Annotated in this window: 17 protein-coding genes and 1 pseudogene; 7 read left to right on the forward strand and 11 right to left on the reverse strand. The window is 73.1% G+C overall.

What is annotated here, in order from left to right; all coding sequences use genetic code 11:
• Positions 1–10 precede the first annotated feature (10 nt).
• From ACWD4P_RS13935 to ACWD4P_RS13970, 8 genes and pseudogenes are all read right to left on the reverse strand, one after another.
• A complete protein-coding gene (locus ACWD4P_RS13935; protein ID WP_449779742.1) occupies positions 11–544 on the reverse strand; it encodes a MaoC family dehydratase in 534 nt (177 codons plus the stop codon).
• A complete protein-coding gene (locus ACWD4P_RS13940; RefSeq protein WP_449779743.1) occupies positions 541–1,401 on the reverse strand; it encodes an HpcH/HpaI aldolase/citrate lyase family protein in 861 nt (286 codons plus the stop codon). Before ACWD4P_RS13940 ends, ACWD4P_RS13935 begins: the two co-directional genes overlap by 4 nt.
• Before the next feature lie 8 nt (positions 1,402–1,409).
• Entirely contained in the window at positions 1,410–1,667 is a 258-nt protein-coding gene (locus ACWD4P_RS13945) for an acyl carrier protein (protein ID WP_449779774.1), read from the reverse strand.
• A 12-nt stretch (positions 1,668–1,679) separates the two neighbouring features.
• Positions 1,680–2,678: pseudogene (dmpG, locus tag ACWD4P_RS13950) on the reverse strand (4-hydroxy-2-oxovalerate aldolase); the annotation flags it as partial.
• A complete protein-coding gene (locus tag ACWD4P_RS13955) occupies positions 2,675–3,562 on the reverse strand; it encodes an acetaldehyde dehydrogenase (acetylating) (RefSeq protein WP_449779744.1) in 888 nt (295 codons plus the stop codon). The gene ACWD4P_RS13955 and the pseudogene dmpG, both read right to left, overlap by 4 nt.
• Positions 3,563–3,605: 43 nt before the next feature.
• Positions 3,606–4,412, reverse strand: a complete 807-nt coding sequence (locus ACWD4P_RS13960) for a 2-keto-4-pentenoate hydratase (protein WP_449779745.1) — start codon at positions 4,410–4,412, stop codon at positions 3,606–3,608.
• The gene (locus ACWD4P_RS13965) at positions 4,354–5,169 is read right to left on the reverse strand and encodes an NUDIX hydrolase (RefSeq protein WP_449779746.1); all 816 of its coding nucleotides are present in this window, start codon (positions 5,167–5,169) and stop codon (positions 4,354–4,356) included. The genes ACWD4P_RS13960 and ACWD4P_RS13965 overlap by 59 nt, the downstream gene beginning before the upstream one ends.
• 168 nt (positions 5,170–5,337) lie before the next feature.
• Positions 5,338–5,820: an ATP-binding protein gene (locus ACWD4P_RS13970; RefSeq protein ID WP_449779747.1), complete on the reverse strand. Its 483-nt coding sequence runs from the start codon at positions 5,818–5,820 to the stop codon at positions 5,338–5,340.
• A gap of 694 nt (positions 5,821–6,514) precedes the next feature.
• Here ACWD4P_RS13970 and ACWD4P_RS13975 point away from each other — a divergent pair.
• The 3 genes from ACWD4P_RS13975 to ACWD4P_RS13985 all read left to right on the forward strand — a co-directional run bounded on the left by ACWD4P_RS13975 (position 6,515) and on the right by ACWD4P_RS13985 (position 9,101).
• Entirely contained in the window at positions 6,515–7,822 is a 1,308-nt protein-coding gene (locus ACWD4P_RS13975) for a hypothetical protein (protein ID WP_449779748.1), read from the forward strand.
• Positions 7,823–7,839: 17 nt separating this feature from the next.
• Positions 7,840–8,382, forward strand: coding sequence for a GNAT family N-acetyltransferase (locus ACWD4P_RS13980; protein ID WP_449779749.1), 543 nt, complete (start codon positions 7,840–7,842; stop codon positions 8,380–8,382).
• A gap of 311 nt (positions 8,383–8,693) precedes the next feature.
• On the forward strand, positions 8,694–9,101 hold the full coding sequence (locus tag ACWD4P_RS13985) for a hypothetical protein (RefSeq protein WP_449779750.1): 408 nt from the start codon (positions 8,694–8,696) through the stop codon (positions 9,099–9,101).
• Positions 9,102–9,114: 13 nt separating this feature from the next.
• Here ACWD4P_RS13985 and ACWD4P_RS13990 read toward each other — a convergent pair whose 3' ends face one another.
• Positions 9,115–9,435: a hypothetical protein gene (locus ACWD4P_RS13990; protein ID WP_449779751.1), complete on the reverse strand. Its 321-nt coding sequence runs from the start codon at positions 9,433–9,435 to the stop codon at positions 9,115–9,117.
• A 45-nt stretch (positions 9,436–9,480) separates the two neighbouring features.
• On the opposite strand from ACWD4P_RS13990, the gene ACWD4P_RS13995 reads away from it, so the two are divergent.
• Positions 9,481–9,822 carry a GNAT family N-acetyltransferase gene (locus ACWD4P_RS13995; protein ID WP_449779752.1) on the forward strand — a complete coding sequence of 114 codons (342 nt, stop codon included), beginning with the start codon at positions 9,481–9,483 and terminating at the stop codon, positions 9,820–9,822.
• Positions 9,823–10,091: 269 nt separating this feature from the next.
• On the opposite strand, the gene ACWD4P_RS14000 is transcribed toward ACWD4P_RS13995, so the two are convergent.
• On the reverse strand, positions 10,092–11,426 hold the full coding sequence (locus ACWD4P_RS14000) for an MFS transporter (protein ID WP_449779753.1): 1,335 nt from the start codon (positions 11,424–11,426) through the stop codon (positions 10,092–10,094).
• A 358-nt stretch (positions 11,427–11,784) separates the two neighbouring features.
• On the opposite strand from ACWD4P_RS14000, the gene ACWD4P_RS14005 reads away from it, so the two are divergent.
• Positions 11,785–13,413: a hypothetical protein gene (locus ACWD4P_RS14005; protein WP_449779754.1), complete on the forward strand. Its 1,629-nt coding sequence runs from the start codon at positions 11,785–11,787 to the stop codon at positions 13,411–13,413.
• Positions 13,414–13,434: 21 nt separating this feature from the next.
• Here ACWD4P_RS14005 and ACWD4P_RS14010 read toward each other — a convergent pair whose 3' ends face one another.
• Positions 13,435–13,908, reverse strand: a complete 474-nt coding sequence (locus tag ACWD4P_RS14010; RefSeq protein WP_359817244.1) for a VOC family protein — start codon at positions 13,906–13,908, stop codon at positions 13,435–13,437.
• A gap of 280 nt (positions 13,909–14,188) precedes the next feature.
• On the opposite strand from ACWD4P_RS14010, the gene ACWD4P_RS14015 reads away from it, so the two are divergent.
• Complete coding sequence (locus ACWD4P_RS14015; protein WP_449779755.1) at positions 14,189–15,319, forward strand: hypothetical protein; 1,131 nt, start codon at positions 14,189–14,191, stop codon at positions 15,317–15,319.
• 195 nt (positions 15,320–15,514) lie between these two features.
• On the forward strand, positions 15,515–17,005 hold the full coding sequence (locus ACWD4P_RS14020) for an alkaline phosphatase PhoX (protein ID WP_359817247.1): 1,491 nt from the start codon (positions 15,515–15,517) through the stop codon (positions 17,003–17,005).
• The last annotated feature ends 3 nt before the right edge of the window (positions 17,006–17,008 follow it).

The raw sequence follows: 17,008 nt of genomic DNA on the forward strand, positions 1-17,008 counted from the left end.
CGTGCGCCTCCTAGTAGTGGGCCGGGCCGCGGGCGGCGGCCGGGTCGGTGGGCACGAGGAAGGTCCGGGTGAAGCCGACGACCCGCTCGTTGTCCTGGCTGAGGCCGGTGGTGCGGCAGGTCACGATGCCCTCGCCGGGGCGGCTCTTGGACAGGCGGCGCCCGATCACCTCGGTCTCGGCGTAGAGGGTGTCGCCGACGAAGACGGGGTGCTCGAAGCGCACGTCGTCCAGGCCGAGGTTGGCCAGGGTCAGGCCGCTGGTTCCCCGCACCGTCATCCCCGCGACGTAGGTGAGGGTGACGCCGCTGCACACCAGGATCCGGCGCCAGGGGGTCTGGGCGGCGTAGTGGGCGTCCAGGTGGATCGGCGCGGTGTTCCCGGACAGGGCGGTGATCAGCGTGTTGTCGGTGTCGGTGATGGTGCGGCCGGGCCGGTGTTCGATGACCAGGCCCTCGGTGAGGTCGTGGTAGCCGGGGCCGACGACCTCGCGCACGCGGTGGGTGCTGATCTCGCGGTAGCCGGGCGGCAGGGAGGCGGTGCTCACCGGATGGGCTCCTCTCCGGCGCCGGCCGCCTCGAGGACGGAGCGGGCCATCGCGAAGAACGGGCGGCCGAGCATGTGGCCGTCGACGGAGGTGATGTTGCTGCCGCTGCTCTGGGCGGCGGCGACGATGGCGCGGGCCCGGGCGATGTCCTCCTCGGACGGCGTGAAGTGCTCGGTGATGACCGGCAGCTGCGCGGTGTGGATGGCGCCCTTGCCGTGGAAGCCGAGGGCCTTGGCCCGCTCGGCCTCCTGCCGCAGGCCGTCCGGGTCGTCCATCTGGAAGTACGGCGAGTCGATCGCGGCCAGGCCGGCGGCGGCCGCGCTGTTGGCGACGACGGAGCGGGCGTGGAGCATCGGCTCCCAGCCCATGCCGCAGCCGAGGGCGGCGGCGTAGTCCGCGGTGCCGAACACCAGCCCGGAGATCCGGGACGCCCTCACGATCTGGGGGAGTTCCTCGATGGCGCGGGGCGTCTCGATCAGCGCGAACAGGTAGGGCCGGTAGTCGGCCGTGTCCAACACGCCGGCCACCAGCTCGATGTCGCGGGCGGACTCGACCTTCGGCACGAGCACCACGGCGGGCTTGCTGCTCCAGCCGGACATGGCGGCCAGGTCCTTGATCCCGTCGAGGAGGACGGGGGCGTTCATCCGCACGCCGAGCAGGCACCCGCTGGTGGCCTGGTTGTCGAAGAACCGCTCGGCGATCGTCCTGGCGTGCTGCTTCTTGGCGGGGGCGACGGAGTCCTCGAGGTCGACCAGGGCGACGTGGGCGCCGCTGGTCTTCGCGGTGTCGTACCGGTTGACGGCCGGTGCCGGGACGCTGATCCAGGCCCGGGCGACCCGCAGGGGAAGAGCGCTCATGGCCGCGGTCACCGGCCCTGGCGCTTGGCCGCGACGAGCTGCACGAGACCGGCGAGGGTTCGGGCGGCGGTGATCTCGTCCTCGGTGACCTTGGTGCCCAGGTTCTCGGACAGCATGACGGCCAGCTCGATGACGGACAGGGAGTCCAGGCCGATGGCCTCCAGGGTGGCGTCGGCGGCCAGCTTGTCGGGGTTGACGCGCAGCTCGCGCACCAGGAGGTCTTCGAGGTCGGGGTCGATGACCGGGGCGGCGGTGTGGTCGTTCACGTTCTGCTCCTTGAGGTGTCGGGCGGCTTGGGGGATGAGGTCTTCCTGACCGGCGATCACGTGGCGCCGTCCGAGCTCGTCGAACAGGTCGCCGGCATCGACGCCTTCGGCGGCCGCGACGGCGAGGACGCGGTTCTTGAAGCCGGAGAACACCCCGGCGCGGCCGCTCATCACGGCGACGGAGTCGGTGTAGGGCGGGGCGTCCATCAGCCGCCGCTCGGCGACGTCGGCGGCGGCCAGGGCCTTCTTCAGGTCGATCCCGGTGGGGTGGCCGAGGCGTTCGAGGACGGCGACCAGGACTTCGAGCTGGGTGTTGCCGGCCCCGGCGCCGAACCCGCGGGCGCAGGCGTCGATGACCCGGGCTCCGGCCCGCACGGCGGCCACCGAGTTGGCGACGGCCATGCCGAGGTTGTTGTGCCCGTGGAAGATCACCGGCACGTCCCCGACGGCCTCGGTGATCGCGGTGATCCGCGCCTCGACGTCCTCGGGCAGGAAGTGCCCGGCGGAGTCGAAGATCCCCACCGCCTTCGCGCCGAAGCCGACCATCAGGGCGCACTGCTCGGCGAGCTGCCCGGGGCCGGCCATGTGGCTCATCATCAGCACGCCCTGGCCTTCGCCGCCGTGTTCGGCGACGAAGCCGAGGTGGCGCTCGGTGACGTCGGCCTCGGTGCAGTGCGCGGCGATCCTGAACACCTGGGCGCCGTGCCGGAAGGCTCCGCGCAGGTCGTCGCTGGTGCCCCAGCCCGGGCCCATGAACACGCCCATCCGGGCGCTGGTCAGGGCCTCAGCGACGGTGGCCAGCATCTGGGAGTCGCTGAGCTTCGCGCGGCCGATCTGGAGCGAGGAGGCTCCGAGGCCGTTGCCGTGGCCGACCTCGACCACGGGCACGCCGGCCCGGTCGGCGGCCGTCGCGTAGTCGCGCAGCTGACCGGCGTCGAGCTGGTGGCGTACGGCGTGGTGGCCGTCGCGCAGCGTCGGGTCGTGGATCAGCACGGCGGGCTTGGCGGTCATGCCCCGGCTCCTTCCGCGGTCAGGGAGATGGCGCGCTGGTGGGCCAGGTGGATCGCCGCGGCGTTGATGATGTCGAGGTTGCCCGCGTGCTCGGGCAGGCGGCCGCCGGTCGCGGACACCTCGACGGTGACGCTGACGCGCCCTTCGGAGGTCTCGAACTCGGTGACCCGGTAGCCGGGGGCGAAGCGGCGGACCTTGTGGGCGGCGGCGTCGACGAGGTCGCGCACCGGGTCCGGGTCGACGCCGGGGGCCAGGACCGTCATGCAGACGCGGAACGGCGGCGGCGGGACGGCGGGGGTCACGTTGACCATGACCTTCGCCGCGGGCGCCCCGGTGAAGGTGCGGATGGCGTCCTGGGTGGTCGCGATGTACTCGTCCAGGTTCAGGCGGGTCGCCCGCCCGGCGCTGCGACTGGCGCCGGTGGAGACGACCTCCACGTAGGCGGGCGTGCAGTGCTGGGCGATGGCGTGCAGGACCGGGATCGCGGCCTGGCCGCCGCAGCTGATCAGGCTGATGTGCCGGCCGGTCAGGGCCTCGTGGCCGTTGACCGTGGGCACCGTCAGGGTGCCGCTGTTGTGCGGGGTGAGGTCGATGAACACGGCCTCGGTGGGCTCCAGCAGGCGCCAGTGCTCGGCGTGGGAGTCCGCGTTGGAGGCGTCGAAGACGAGGTCGAAGGCGTCTTCGGAGTCCAGCAGGGCCGCGATGCCGCCGGCCGTGGTGGCGAGTCCCATCTCGGCGGCCCGCCGCAGCCCGGTGGTCTGGGTACTGCGGCCGACGACGAGGCCGCAGTCGAGGCGCGGCGAGCTGCGGATCTTGTGCAGGAGGTCGACACCTATCAGCCCGGCGCCGAGGACGGCGACCTTCAGCTTGGTGTGCGCGGACATGGCTCTCCCCGGGAATGAGGGTCGGGTGGCGGTGGCCGGGGGCTCAGAGCGCCCGGAACCACACGGGGGGAAGGTGCTGGGACAAGGCCCGGACCGTCGTCCCGGCCTTGAGGGGCAGGCTCGCGTGGACGGAGCCGGGAAGGACCACGTCACCGGCGCGCAGGCCGCCGCCGAGGGCGGCGAGCCGCCGGGCCAGCCAGACCAGCGGAAGCAGCGGGCCGCCCAGGACGTCGCGGCCGTGGCCGAAGGCCGCGGGGGCGCCGTCGGTCTCGACGTCGACGCGTTCGCCGCCGAGATCGAGGAGCGCGTCGGCCGGCACGGCGGGGCCGAGGACGAAGCGGGCGGCGGAGGCGTTGTCGGCGACGCTGTCCTCGAGGGAGATCTGCCAGCCGCCGTAGCGGGTGTCGATGACCTCCAGGGCCAGGAACACCTCGGACACCGCGGCGCCGGCGGCCTCGACGTCGATGTCCTGCCCGTGCAGGTCCGCTCCGAGGCGGAAGGCGATCTCCGCCTCGACGCGCGGGGCCAGCAGCCGGCCCGCGACCAGGTCCCCGCCGCAGGGCACCTCCATGTCGGCGAACAGGACCCCAGAGTCCGGCTCGCTGACGCCCATCTGCTGCTGCATGGCGACCGAGGTCAGACCGATCTTGTGCCCGACCGCCGTGGCGCCGGCGGCCAGGCGCAGGTCCGTGCCCCGCTGCTGGATCCGGTACGCCTGGTCCAGGGTCAGGCCGGGCAGCTGGCGGGCCATCGCGGTGGCGGGGAGGACGGACAGCTCGGCGGCGCGCAGTTCACGCGCCGCCCCGTCCTCGCGGACCTCCACGTCCGGGGAGGCGGCCTGCACACTCATCGGTCCTCCCCGCTGTGCGGGCGGCGTAGTGCTCCAGCAGGGGCTCCAGGTAGTCGACGTGCTGGCCGTCCAGCCCGGCCAGGTCCTTCGGGGACGCCAGCAGGACGATCTCTTCCAGCTCCGCCGCCCGGCCCTGCGCGGTCTCCGCCTCGACCACGCCCGCGAACCGCGCCAGCACCAGCGGCTCCGGCAGCTCCGGGGCGAGGTAGTGCAGGCCGACGTTGCCGTTCTCGCCGCGCGTGATCGCCAGCAGCACGAGAGCGTCCGCGGCCACCTCGATCCCGGTCTCCTCGGACAGCTCCTTCGCCCCCTGGCGCCGCAGCTCGGCCTCGTCCAGGCACGCACCGCCCTGGGGCGGCTCGACGTTGCCGCCGGGCAGCTGCCACCGGCCCGGGGCCGCCGTCGACGCCGACATGCGCCCGACGACGATCCGGCCGTCCTCCACCGGCTGGGCGACGGTCACAAACACCGACGACACCACCGGGGCACCCGGGACACGGCGCAGGGCGAACCGCCGGTAGGTGGTGGCGGCCCACGACAGGTCGACGGCGCCGTCGCGCTGCTCCAGCGTGGTGCAGATCACGGCCGGCCCGTCGAACAGCGACGGGTTCGCCGAGGTCGCCTTCTCCCAGACACGGTCCATGGCCGACCGGTGCTCGGCGGACAGCCCGGGGACGGGGGTCTCGGCCAGCCGGACGCCCTTGGCGTTCAGGACCTCGACAGCGGACGTGGGGGCCGGGGCGGATTCAGTCGTCAACGGGGTTCTCTCTTCCGAGTGTTGTGCTGCATCGGGCTCTCCTGGTGCTCAATGCTCGGATGGTGCGGGAAGTGGTGGTGCCGGCCGCGCGCCGTGGTCGTGCGGCCGGCACCGGGTCCGCCCGGCCGGTGTGCCTACCGTGGGATTCGCGGGCGGAGACTGGGGGGATCAGGCGTCCCCGGTGACCAGGCCGGTTCCCGTGCGGCGCTCGGCCTCGGAGAGCGGCTTGGGCCCGAGGGCCGCCCAGGCGGTCTTGCTCGACCCGAACCGCCACCAGCCGCACTCCTTCGAGCACGCCTCGGTGAGCGCGACGCCGCGGCCGCGCACCTCCTGCGGTCCGGGTTCCTTCTTCTTGGGGACGGTGGGGCTGGAGTCGGTGACGACCACGGTGACCGTGTCGCCGCTGGACCACAGCACCACGTCGACCATCCCGAACCGGGGGGTGCCGTGCTGGGCGGCGTTGGCCGACAGCTCCGTGACCACCAGTGCGACGGCGAAGGGCTGCTCGTCGTCGGGGTCGTAGCCCCACTCGGTGAGCTTGGCCTGGACGAAGCCGCGCAGCGCGGACACGCCGTCCAGATTGGTGCAGTCGGTGGTCCAGCGTGCCCAGCGGGCGCCCATCGGCTGGTCGGGGGGCTGCTGCTCGATCACCTCGGACACCGCCCTCGCGGCGGTCTGCGGCGAGCGGGCAGGACACCGCGGGCCGGTCGGGCGGGGTCGGCCGGACTGCCGGCCTCGGGAAGCGCGGCCGGTACCGCCGCTTGGGGGAGCTGGTGCACCTCCGCCTTCCGTCTCTGCTCTGGGGTTGGTCCCCCTGGTCGGGGTGTCCGGGAGCCGTACACCCCGACCAGGGGCTCAGCGGCTGCTACTCGGCGTGGCTCTCGTTGCCGTGGTTCTCGTTGCCGCCGTCGTTCTCGTGCTGGTTGCCGCTCTCGTTCTCGCCGTTCGCGCTCATAGCGGACGTTCCTTTCGGAAAGGCCCAGGAATCCCTGGGGCTGTGGGTTGGTCGGGAGCGTGAGCGGAGCGTTTCGTCCGCCGGCTCCGGGCCCGGGGAAGAGCACCGCGGACGGTCCTGTGGTTGGGGGCCGGTGCGGTGGCTGGCCTCCTGGCCGCGAAGGGTGATGTCGGCAGGGAGGCCATCGGCCGGCGGCTTCCCCGGTGAGCGCTCTGGGCGCCTGCTTCCGCCGAACCGATGACAGTAAGTAAACGTGCGGTCACGCACATTGGGGTAGGACGTTTCCGGGGGGCCGTGTTCACGGAACCCGGACGTTTGCGCCGAGTTGACGCCGTGTTGACTCGGCCGCCGAGCCGAGTACGGTCGCCGGTACCGGCCCCGAGGAGCGCCATGCCCGAAGCGCAGCCGAACGAGGTCCTCAAGCTGCTGATGGACGAGCACGGGCTGAGCGCCCGCAAGCTCGCCGACGCGATCAACTCCGCTGAGGAAGGCCTGTTCGGGCGTCCCGGCAACGCCACCGACCGGCAGGTGCGGCGCTTCGTGTCCGGTGAGACCGCGACGCCTCACCTGCACTACCTCGCGGCCATGATGAGGGTGTTCCAGCTCCAGGCGGACCAGCTCGGATTCACCATCACCGCCGCCAGATCACGGCAGCTGGCGTCGCTGGGCGACGGACCTACGCTTCTTGAAGGACACCCCGCCGATCCTCAGGAGACCCGCCCCGTGCTCCGCCGTGACTTCGTCCTCGCCGCCACCGGCAACCTGCTCAACTTCGCCTTCGCCCCGCTCCCGGCCAGCGGCCGCATAGGGATGAGCGACGTCGTCCGCATCCGCGGCAGCATCGACAAGCTCCACGCCGTGGACGACGCCTACGGCGGCGACCAGCTCGCCGACGTCGCCGAGAAGTACGTGAAGCAGATCGAGGACGCCATGGGCCGGTGCCTCTACGGCCCCAACGTCGAGAGGGCCCTCTACACGGTCATCGGCGACCTCAACGCCTCCGCGGGCTGGTTCGCCTTCGACAGCGGCGACCAGCCCCGCGCCACCCAGGACTTCGACGCGGGCCTGCGCGCCGCTCTGCTGGCCGGCGACCGCATGCTCCAGGCCCGCATCTGGTCCTACATGTCCCGCCAGAGCTGGGAACTCGGCCGCGCGATGGAGACCGTCACCATCGCCCGTACCGCCCTCGAAGCCACCCGAAACGGCCGCGACCACCGCCTCAGCGCGCTCCTCCACGGCCGCCTCGCCCTCGGCTACGCGGCCTCCGGCGAAGCGTCCCGGTGCGCGAACGCCCTCGCCCGCGCCGAGACCTGCCTCGACCGCGCCACCGACCAGCCGCCGGCCTGGCTCGCCTTCGTCGGCCCCGGCGAGATCCTCGGCGCCGCCGCCATGGCCCACATGAACCTCAAGCAGCCCGACCGCGCCGCCCACCAGGAAGAACAGGGCATGACCCTGCTCGACCCGCGCTTCCGCCGCAACCGCTTCGCCAAGCTCGTGCACCTGTCCGAATGCCATCTCGCCGCCAAACGCCCCGAGCAGGCCGTCGCCACCGCCGACCAGGCCCTCGACCTCTACGCCCACGTCAACTGCCCTCGGTGGGCCGTTCGCCTGGACGGCTTCCGCGACAACGTGGCCGGAGCCTGCCTTCCGGAAACCGAGGCATTCGTAGAACGCTATGACGAGATGACCGCCAGCTGACAGGAGCCGACCCGCCCGTGGACGCCGCCACGCTCACCGTTGCCTACTACACCAACGACGACTTCGCCCGCGTCGAACAGCGGCTGATCGACGTCTACGCCGAGGTCTACGCGGCGGAGGCCGCCACCGACCCGTTCTTCACCGTCGACCGGTTCACCCAGCGCCTGCGCGCCCACGCCGCGGGCCCGCGCTGGGGCTGCGCGCTCGGTGAGGTCGACGGGCAGCCCGTCGGCTACGCGTACGGCTTCGCCCGCACCGCCGCCTACCAGTGGAAGGGCCTGCTCACCGAGGTGCCGGCCGCCGATCTCACGGAGACCGACACCCGCACCTTCGCCCTGTGCGAGGTGATGGTCCGCGCCCCGTGGCGGGGGACCGGCATCGCGCTCACCCTCCACGAGGAGCTGCTCTCGCACCGCATCGAGGAGCGCTCGCACCTCCTGGTAGAGGAGACGCACCCCAAGGTCCGCGCCCAGTACGAGCGCTGGGGCTACCGCTGGATGGGCACCATGCAGCCCTACGCCGACGCACCCCGGTACGACTCGATGCTCCGGCCGATCTGACCAACCGGAGCGCCGAGCCGTGCCTTCACCGCCTCCAGCGCCCGGACAAGAAGCGGCGGTGGTCCACCAGGTCCTGCACGGTCTCCTCCAGCGGCGGCAGGAGAAGCACGGAGGTTTCGGTCTCGTGCCATCGGGCGGGGGCGCCCGGCCCGAGCAAGGCCCGCAGTCGGAAGCGTCCTGCTCGTCTTTTCGTCGCGCGGTCCGACGCGTCCCTAGCCGCGCTGTTGCGGTCCGCTCCGCCCATCGTTTCCCGGCGTGGAGCCGTTGACGGTCCGTACAGTTGTCGTATGCCCTCTGGTGAACTGCCTGGGATGACCCGGGAACTGATGATGGTGGAGTACCCGTCGACCACGCGCCTGTCGCAGTCGAGCACTCCCGGGGGCCGCAGCTCCCTCGCGCGCAATGACGAGAACGGCCTCACCACGCACGCGGTGCTCTTCCCCGCGGACGACGAGGTCGATCGGATCAGAGCCGAAGGAGTCCGGGCCGGCTACACAGACGGCGCCCAGGTCGGCCTGGCGGTGGGCGTCGCGGTGGGCGCCGTGGTGACCCTCCTGGCCTTGAAGGCCGCGCCACATGTCAAGAGTCGGTTTGCTGACCTCAGGGCCAAGCTGGGCTGGAAGGCCGAGGTTGCCGTCGAGGTCCTTCCTGGAGAAGCCGGAGCTGAGGTGGAGACACCTCAGAGCGAGAACCGGACCTTCGCCACGATGGCGGAGTGACGGGTTCGTCAGCTCAGCGGACCCCGCGGACCCGGTTCCACTCCTGGATGCCGAGCCGGTACCGGGTGACGATCCTGCGGACGTGGTCTTCGGCGGGAAGGGAGAGAGCGGCCTGCGGGTCGAAGAACTGCACGTCGGTGGCGCCCGGGACCGACAGCTTGTCGGCCGCCCCGTACCAGGGGAGCACGAAGACGCGGACGGTCTTGATGGAGGGCGTGCCGACTTCGGCGGTGAACAGCTCGAAGATCGTGGACGTGTACGCCGATGCGCGGGCCCCCTGCTGCACCTGCCGAACTACCGCGTCGACGCGTTCGCCGAACGCCTCGACCGACATGCCACCGAGCCCGGCTTCGAGATCGTCCTCGGCTACGACGGCGAGGTGCCGGTCGGTTACGCCTACGGCAACACGATCGAGGCGGGCGACCGATACTGGAAGCGGATGACCGAGCCCCTTTTTGACGGCTACACCGAGGCCCCGGCCCTGGCCATCAAGGAAATCGGCGTCCGGACCCGCTGGCACGGCACGGGGACCGCCCGCCGGATCCACGACAGCCTGCTGCGCCGCCGCGTTGAGTGCCGTGTCACCCTTCTGGTCAACCCGCTCGCCGGGGACGGAAAAGTCCAGCGACTCTACGAGGCCTGGGGCTACCAGGCGTTCAACGCTCGGCAGCCCTCTCCGGACTCGCCCCGGCTGACCGCGATGATCCGCCCGATCCGCTGAGCCGGGGTCGGCGGCGCCTGGTAGTACACGCCGATGGTTGACCGGCAGTCGCCCTGCTTCTTCAGCGCCACGCGCCGCCTGGCCGCGCGCCGCGCGGTCAGGCCCGGGGCGGGCACCCGCCGGGAGGCGGGTGGGGGGTGGATGGTGGGGAACGGTGGGGGAGCTGTTCGACGGAGCGGATGATGCGCGGGTGTTCACAGCTGGTGGCGAAAGCGCCGCTGCCCGGGGCCACCGTAGTGGTCCCGGGCAGCGGCGTTCTGTGTGCGGGGTCAGGCCGTCGGCTTGGGCCTGCGGGCGACGGCGATGGCGAGAGCGGCGCAGAGGAGGGCGGCGAGGCCCGTGAAGCCGCTGACGGAGGGCAGGAGGCCGTAGTGCTGGACGAGGGCGCCGAGGGCGATGATGGGGCCGGAGCTGCCGAGGTAGACGATGACCCACAGGGAGCTCAGTTCGGAGCCTCGGCGTTCCGGGTCCATGGCGGCGACGGCGCTGGTGAACAGGGAGCGGAAGGCCACGCCCTGGGAGATGCCGCCGAGGACGCTGCCGATGAAGAGCAGCGCGGGGGTCTCGGTGTATCCGGCGGCGACGACCAGGCCGAGGCCGGTGGCCAGGCCGGTCATGCCGAGGGCGGTCACGACGCGGTCCGAGGTCGGCGGGACGATCAGCTGGGTGGCTGCCGAGGAGCCGAGCAGGAGGGCGGCCACGATCGCGCCGACCAGTTTGGAGTCGGTGTGCAGCAGGTCGGCCGCGAAGGCCGGGGCCAGGCTGAGGTAGACGCCGAAGACCGCGTAGGAGATGAATCCGGCCGCGGCGGCGAGGAGGAACTCCCGGCGGCCGGTGCGCGGCAGGCGCAGGCGCTGCGGGCGCAGGTGGGCCGGGGTGGTGATCCGGGGCGGGGAGGCCGGCGGCCGGCTGCGGCCGGGCATCCGCGGGTGGACCAGGGCCAGCGGCACGCAGAGCGCGAGCAGGGCGACGGCGTGCAGCAGGAACGGGGTGAGGAGTGGGTCCGAGCCGCCGGCCAGCAGGGCGCCGACGATCGGGCCGAGTGCGACGCCGCCCGCCGAGCAGGCCAGGGTGATCTTGGCGGCGAGTGTCGGGCGGTCGGGCAGCAGGTCGCCGAGGGCGGCCCCGGCGGCACCGGTGGACAGGCCGACGGCGACGCCCTGGACGGCGCGGCCGGCGGCGAGCTGCCAGAAGCTGCCGGAGGTGGCGAACACGGCGTCGCCGACGGCGGACAGTGCGACGGCGGGCAGGATCAGGGCGCGTCGGCCGAGGTGGTCGGACCAGTGGCCGACCACGGCGAGCACCGGGACGAGCGCGAACACGTAGATCGCGAAGAGGACGGTGGTGTCGAGCGCGGTGAGGTGCAGCTGCTGCTGGAGGAGCGAGTAGATCGGTGTGGCGAGGTTGGCGCCGATCAGCATGAGCAGCAGGGCGGCGGCCACCAGGCCGACGCGGACGCCGCGTAGCGCGTTCCAGCGGCTGATCGCGGCGAGTCGGAGCTGGGCGCGCGGCGCGAGCTCCAGGGGAAGCAGGGCCTCCGACAGTCGGCGTCCGTCGAGCTGCGCGGTGCGCAGGCCGGAGCCGGCGGGGGAGAGGTCCGCCATGGCAGGGGTCTCCTGTGGCCGGGCACCACCGGGGTCGGCGGGGTGTGCCGGCGCGCCCGTCCGGAGGCGCTGTGGTGGTGGCCGCGGGTGAGGGCTCCCTGGTGGGGCGAGGTGAACTGAAGAGGGCCCCTCCGGCCCGGGGTCGGGTGGAGGGCGTGGGCTTCGTTGCCCCGGTGGCACGCGCGGGGTGTGCGCGGTACCAGACCGAAGGATAAGGGGTGGGCGCACGCCCACGGCGCGCGCCCCTGGGTGCGCCCGGAACAGCCGGGCGTCGGGGGTGCCCGACCTATACGCTGAGGTGGTGGATCGGTACGCGGCGCTGTTGGGCTGACCGCTGGCTGAGGGAGAGCGCACAACGATGGCCGGACGACGGCGCAAGACCACCGGGGCTTCGGCTGGTGAGGGCACGGCCGAGGCGGTGCTGCCCGCGGACCTGGAGCTCCAGGACCTCTACGGGGCGTTCGCCGCGCACGGGCTGGACGACGAGGACCTGGACGACGCGGCGGTGCTCGTCCCGCCGGTGAAGCTGCCTGCCGAGCGCGAGCTCGCCGAGCAGGCGAAGGCCGTCCCGATGTTCGGGTTCGCCCTGGCGCTGGCCCGCTGGGCCGCCCCGCACCTGGCGGTGGACGAGTTCGGCGACCTGGTCGAGGCGGACCGGGCCCCCGCGGCCCGGCTGCTGGGCCTGGCCCCGGCCGAGGGCGAGGTGCCCGAGGAGGCCGAGGTCGAGGCGCTGCGGGCCTGGTCGCTGGCCTGCGACCTGGACCTGGTGGAGCTCGGCACGACCGCGGAGGGCGAGCACGTCGCCGTCCCGGGCCCGGACCTGGAGCCCGCCGAGCAGGGAGACCCGGAGACCGTCCTGGAGCTGTGGCTGACCGCCGCCGGGATCGTCCGGGAGCTGGCCGTCGAGGCGGACTCCGTCCCGGAGGAGGCCGAGGGGGAGCCCGCCGCCGGAGGGGAGGCCGAGGGGGCAGAGGAGGACGAGGACGGGCTCACCGAGGTCGAGGAGGCCCGGGACGAGGCCGCCGAGCTGCTGGACGAGGCCCTGCAGGTGCTCTACGAGACCACCGCCTTCGCCGAGCCCGGCAACGAGACCGTGCCGCTGGGCGTGCTGGCCGCGCTGCTGGTGGTCCCGGAGGGCGAGGAGCCGAGCGAGGAGCTGCTCGGCGACATCACGGACGTGATGGTCGCGCTGGACCCGATGCTGGGCGATCTCGCCGAGCTCGGCCTGCTGGAGTACCGCCCGATCGACCCCGAGCTGTTCGACGAGGAGGACGGCGAGGAGCCCGCCGTGGTCGGCGAGGAGCCGCTGGACGAGGAGGAGTCGGCCCGCTTCGGGCTGGTCCGGCTCACCCCGCTCGGCCAGTACGGCATCCGGCAGTGGCTGCTGGAGGACGGCTACGACGCACCGCTGGTCGGCGACCTGGCCAGGGGGGACGCGGCCGAGCTGCTGCGCGGCGTGTGCGAGTCGGCCAACGTGCTGCCGGAGGAGGAGCTGCGGGTGTGGACCGCCGACCGGGAGCCGGTGGCGGCGGCGCGCGAGCTGCTGGCCGCGGCGCGCGGCACCGACGGCTACGGCCCGCTGCGCCGGATGCTCTGCGTCTCCGCGCTGAACCTGCTCGGGCCGGAGGCCGGGCCCGCCGCTCGGGAGGTCATGGACGACCCGGAGCTGGGCGGCGCGGTGCGGGCCTGGCTGACGGCGCAGGGGGCGACGGACGTCCCCGTGCCGGACCGGGCGATGGCGCTGTGGACGGTGGTCGACACCTTCGCCGCCCAGCTGCTGGACAACGGCGGGGACGCCGAGCTGCTGCGCGAACTGATCACCGACCTGCCGGTGAACGGCGATCCGGCCGGGTGGTTCGGCGAGCTGTGGCGGGTCGACCACCCGTACACGGCGGACGTCCTGGAGGCGATCGGGGAGCTGCACCCGGACCGGGCGCTGGCCAAGGAGGCGCGCAAGGCGGCCTTCAAGGCGCGCTCCAAGGGCTGAGGGCGTGAGGGCGGCAACGCTTCAGGGCAGGTCCAGCGAGCCGTCCTCGGTGAAGGGGAAGAACGGGTTGTGGGCCAGCTCCCAGAGGTGGCCGTCCGGGTCCTCGAAGTAGCCGGAGTAGCCGCCCCAGTCGGTCGGGACCGGTGGCTTGACGACCACGGCGCCGGCCTCGACCGCCGTCCGCAGCGCGGCGTCCACCAGTGCGGGGGACTCCAGGTTCACCGCGAGGGTGACGCCGCGGAAGGAGGGCTCGCCGGCGGCGGGCACGCCCGCGTCGGCGGCCAGCTCCTCGGTGGGGAAGAGGCCGAGCGCCGAGTCGGCGGTGCGGAACCAGACGATCTCCGGGCTGGAGGCGGTGGAGCGCTTCCAGCCGAGCCCCTCGTAGAAGCGGGCACTGCGGTCGAGGTCGGTCACCCCGAGGGTGACGATGCTGATCCGGGCGGGGAAGGCGCCCTGCCCGGTGCGGTCCTGTGCTGCGTCGTTCTGTGCTGTCATGCCGCCAGGTTAGGGAGGGCGGCTGACAACCGGGCGTCCTGACACGGCCACCGCCCCCGTCCGGAGGCCGAGCTGATGACCCGGCAGCTGCGGGCACGTAAGGTGGCGTCAGCGGTGCGGGCGCGAGGACTCGGGGGTGCGGCACAGGATGATGCGGGAGAGCGGCGGCAGGCACCAGGAGTGGAACGCGGGACCCTCGGGGCCCGCCCCGGTGCCGGAGCAGCCGGTCCGGGAGGACCGTGTTGCCGGTCGACTCGTGGACCGGGCACCGGACCGGGCGGTGGGCCGATCGCGGGAGCGGCCGGCGGACGGGTTCGCCGATCAGGAGGAGTTCTCCCGCCGGATCCTGGCGGCGGCGGACTTCCCGGTGTTCGGGGTGGTCGCCGGGGCGCCGGCGGACGAGGCACGGGCCGGCCGGGCGCTGGCCGCCTTCGAGACCTCCGGCGGCGAGCTGCGCTGGGCCGAGGTCAGGTGCGGTGACTGGCGTTCGGCGGCCGGCCCGTACGTGACCGTGCGCACCTACCGGCCGGGGGCCGAGGAGGGCGAGCAGCTGCCCGAGCTGGAGGACCTGGTCGAGGACGAACGCGACCGCGTCTACGAGCAGTTGGGCGTCGACGAGGGCGACGGGCCGGGCCGGGTGCGGGCGTTGCGGGTGTGGATGACGGTGGACGGCGAGCCCTGCGCGGTGGAGGTGCACGAGGACCGGCCGGTGCCGGAGCCCGGCGCCCCGGCGGTGGGCGGGCCCGAGCCGGTGTGGGCCGGCCGGCTGCGGGTCGGCGGGCTGACCGTGACGGTGTGCGGGCGCGGGATGCCCCCCGGCGCGGTGGAGCTCGGCCCGATCGGCGACTTCGAGTGCTATCTGCGCGGCCGCACCGAGCTGTTGCGCGACCTGGCCGCCCGGCGGGCCCGTCACGTTCCGGTCGAGGAGCGCGAACTGCCGCCCGCGGTGGGGATGGAGGCGCACCGGGCGCTGATCGCGCAGACCGTCGCCGAGTCCGCCGCGATCGAGGCGCAGGTGCGCGTCGGGCGCACGCCGAGGCTGCCGCGCGGGCTGCGCGGGGAGGCCGGCGCGGTGCGCTGGGAGGCCGCGGTGCGCCAGCAGATGCGGCTGGCCACCGAGACCCGGCAGGAGGCCGTCGCGGCGGTGACCTCGATGGTGAACCACCTCAACCGGCTTTCGCAGCAGACGCATTGGCTGCTCGGCACGGCGGAGGGAGAGGCGGCCGTCGAGGAGGTCGTCCGGTACACGGTGTTCGCGAGCGAGGTGGCGAGCCTGCCGGCCCAGCGGGCCTGGGCGCAGCTGTGGCGGGAGCGGCCGGGCAACGGCGGGGCGGGGGTCTGGGAGGAGCAGCGGCTGGCCGAGCAGTTGTGGCTATCGGCCTGGGAGCAGTGGCGGGCGGCGCGGAGCTGACGGGCCGCCGGTGCGGGTGGGGCCGGCCGGGGCGGCGGGTGCACGGGTAAAGCCAGGGTCATGTGAAGGTCATCGGTCGGCAAATGGCCGCCTGGACGTGAGATGGACGTCATGCCGGGTTCACCCGTCCGGCGGAGCCTGCTGGGCGTCGGCATCCCGCACCGACGCCCCCGCTCATCCTCAGGAGTTGCTGCCATGTCGCTGTCCCGCCGGGACTTCGTCAACCGTTCCACCCTCGTCGGGGCCGGCGTGCTGATCGCCGGCAGCGCCGAGGCGCTGGCCAGCGCCCCGGGCGCGATCGCCGCTCCGGCCGGCGGCGAGGCCCCGGCCGCCGCGGCCACCGGGACCAACTCGGCCGCCGGCACCGCCGTCGGCTACGGTCCGCTGGTCCAGGACCCGGAAGGCCTGCTGTCCCTGCCGAAAGGCTTCTCGTACAAGGTCCTCAACCGGGCCGGCGTCACCAAGCTGCGCAGCGGCGAGTTCACCCCGAGCAACCACGACGGCACCTCCGCCTTCGAGGACGAGCGCGGCGGCAACCTGATGGTCGTCAACCACGAGCTGGCCGGCGCCCGCGCCAACTGGCCGCACCCGGTGCCGCTGATCGAGGGCCACGTCTACGACCCGGGCGCGGCCGGCGGCTGCACCATCGTGCACGCCAAGCGGGACGGCTCGGTCGAGCAGTGGGTCGGCATCGCCGGCACCGCCACCAACTGCGCCGGCGGCGTGACCCCGTGGGGCACCTGGCTGTCCGGCGAGGAGACCGAGGACAAGGCCGGCAAGAACGGCTTCACCAAGGACCACGGCTACGTCTTCGAGGTCGACCCGTTCGACGACGACTACAACCGGGACCCGCAGCCGGTCAAGGCCTTCGGCCGCTACGCCCACGAGGCCGTCGTGGTGGACCCGAAGAAGGGCCACGTCTACCTGACCGAGGACGCCTCCAACCCGAACGGCCTGCTGTTCCGCTGGACCCCGCCGGCCGGCTTCAAGCACGGCCGCTACAAGCTGCGCAAGCTCGCCGACGACGCCGGTGTGCTGGAGGCCTTCAAGGTCTTCGACGCCCAGGGCAAGTTCGTCGACGACCTCTCCCGCGCCACCAAGGTCGGCACCACCTACGGCGTGGACTGGGTCAAGGTCCAGGACCGCGACGCCAAGACCGTCTCGGTGCGCAAGCAGTTCAAGGACGGTGAGGTCACCCGCGCCCGCAAGCTGGAGGGCATGTGGTGGGGTGACGGCGGCTTCTACTTCGTCTCCAGCTTCGCCCGCTCGGAGAGCCCGGTCCAGCACGACGGCCAGGTCTGGTTCTACAACCCGAACCGCCGCACCATCACCCTGAAGGTCCTGCTGGGCGTCAACAGCGACGTCTGGGGCGACCACGACAACTTCGACGGCCCGGACAACATCACCGTCTCGCCGTACGGCGGCATCGTGATCTGCGAGGACGGCGACGGCGTCTCGCACCTGTTCGGCGCCACCGAGGACGGGCTGGTCTACCCGATCGCCCGCAACGAGCTGAACATCGGCACCGCCGAGAAGCCCGAGTTCAGCGAGTTCACCGGGGTGACCTTCTCGGACGACGGCAAGACCCTGTTCGCCAACATCCAGACCCCGGGCATCCAGCTGGCCATCAGCGGCCCGTGGCGCCGGCTGAACGAGCACAAGCGCGGTCAGGGCTACGGCAGCTGACGT

It is taken from the genome of Kitasatospora sp. NPDC002543 (assembly GCF_053594915.1).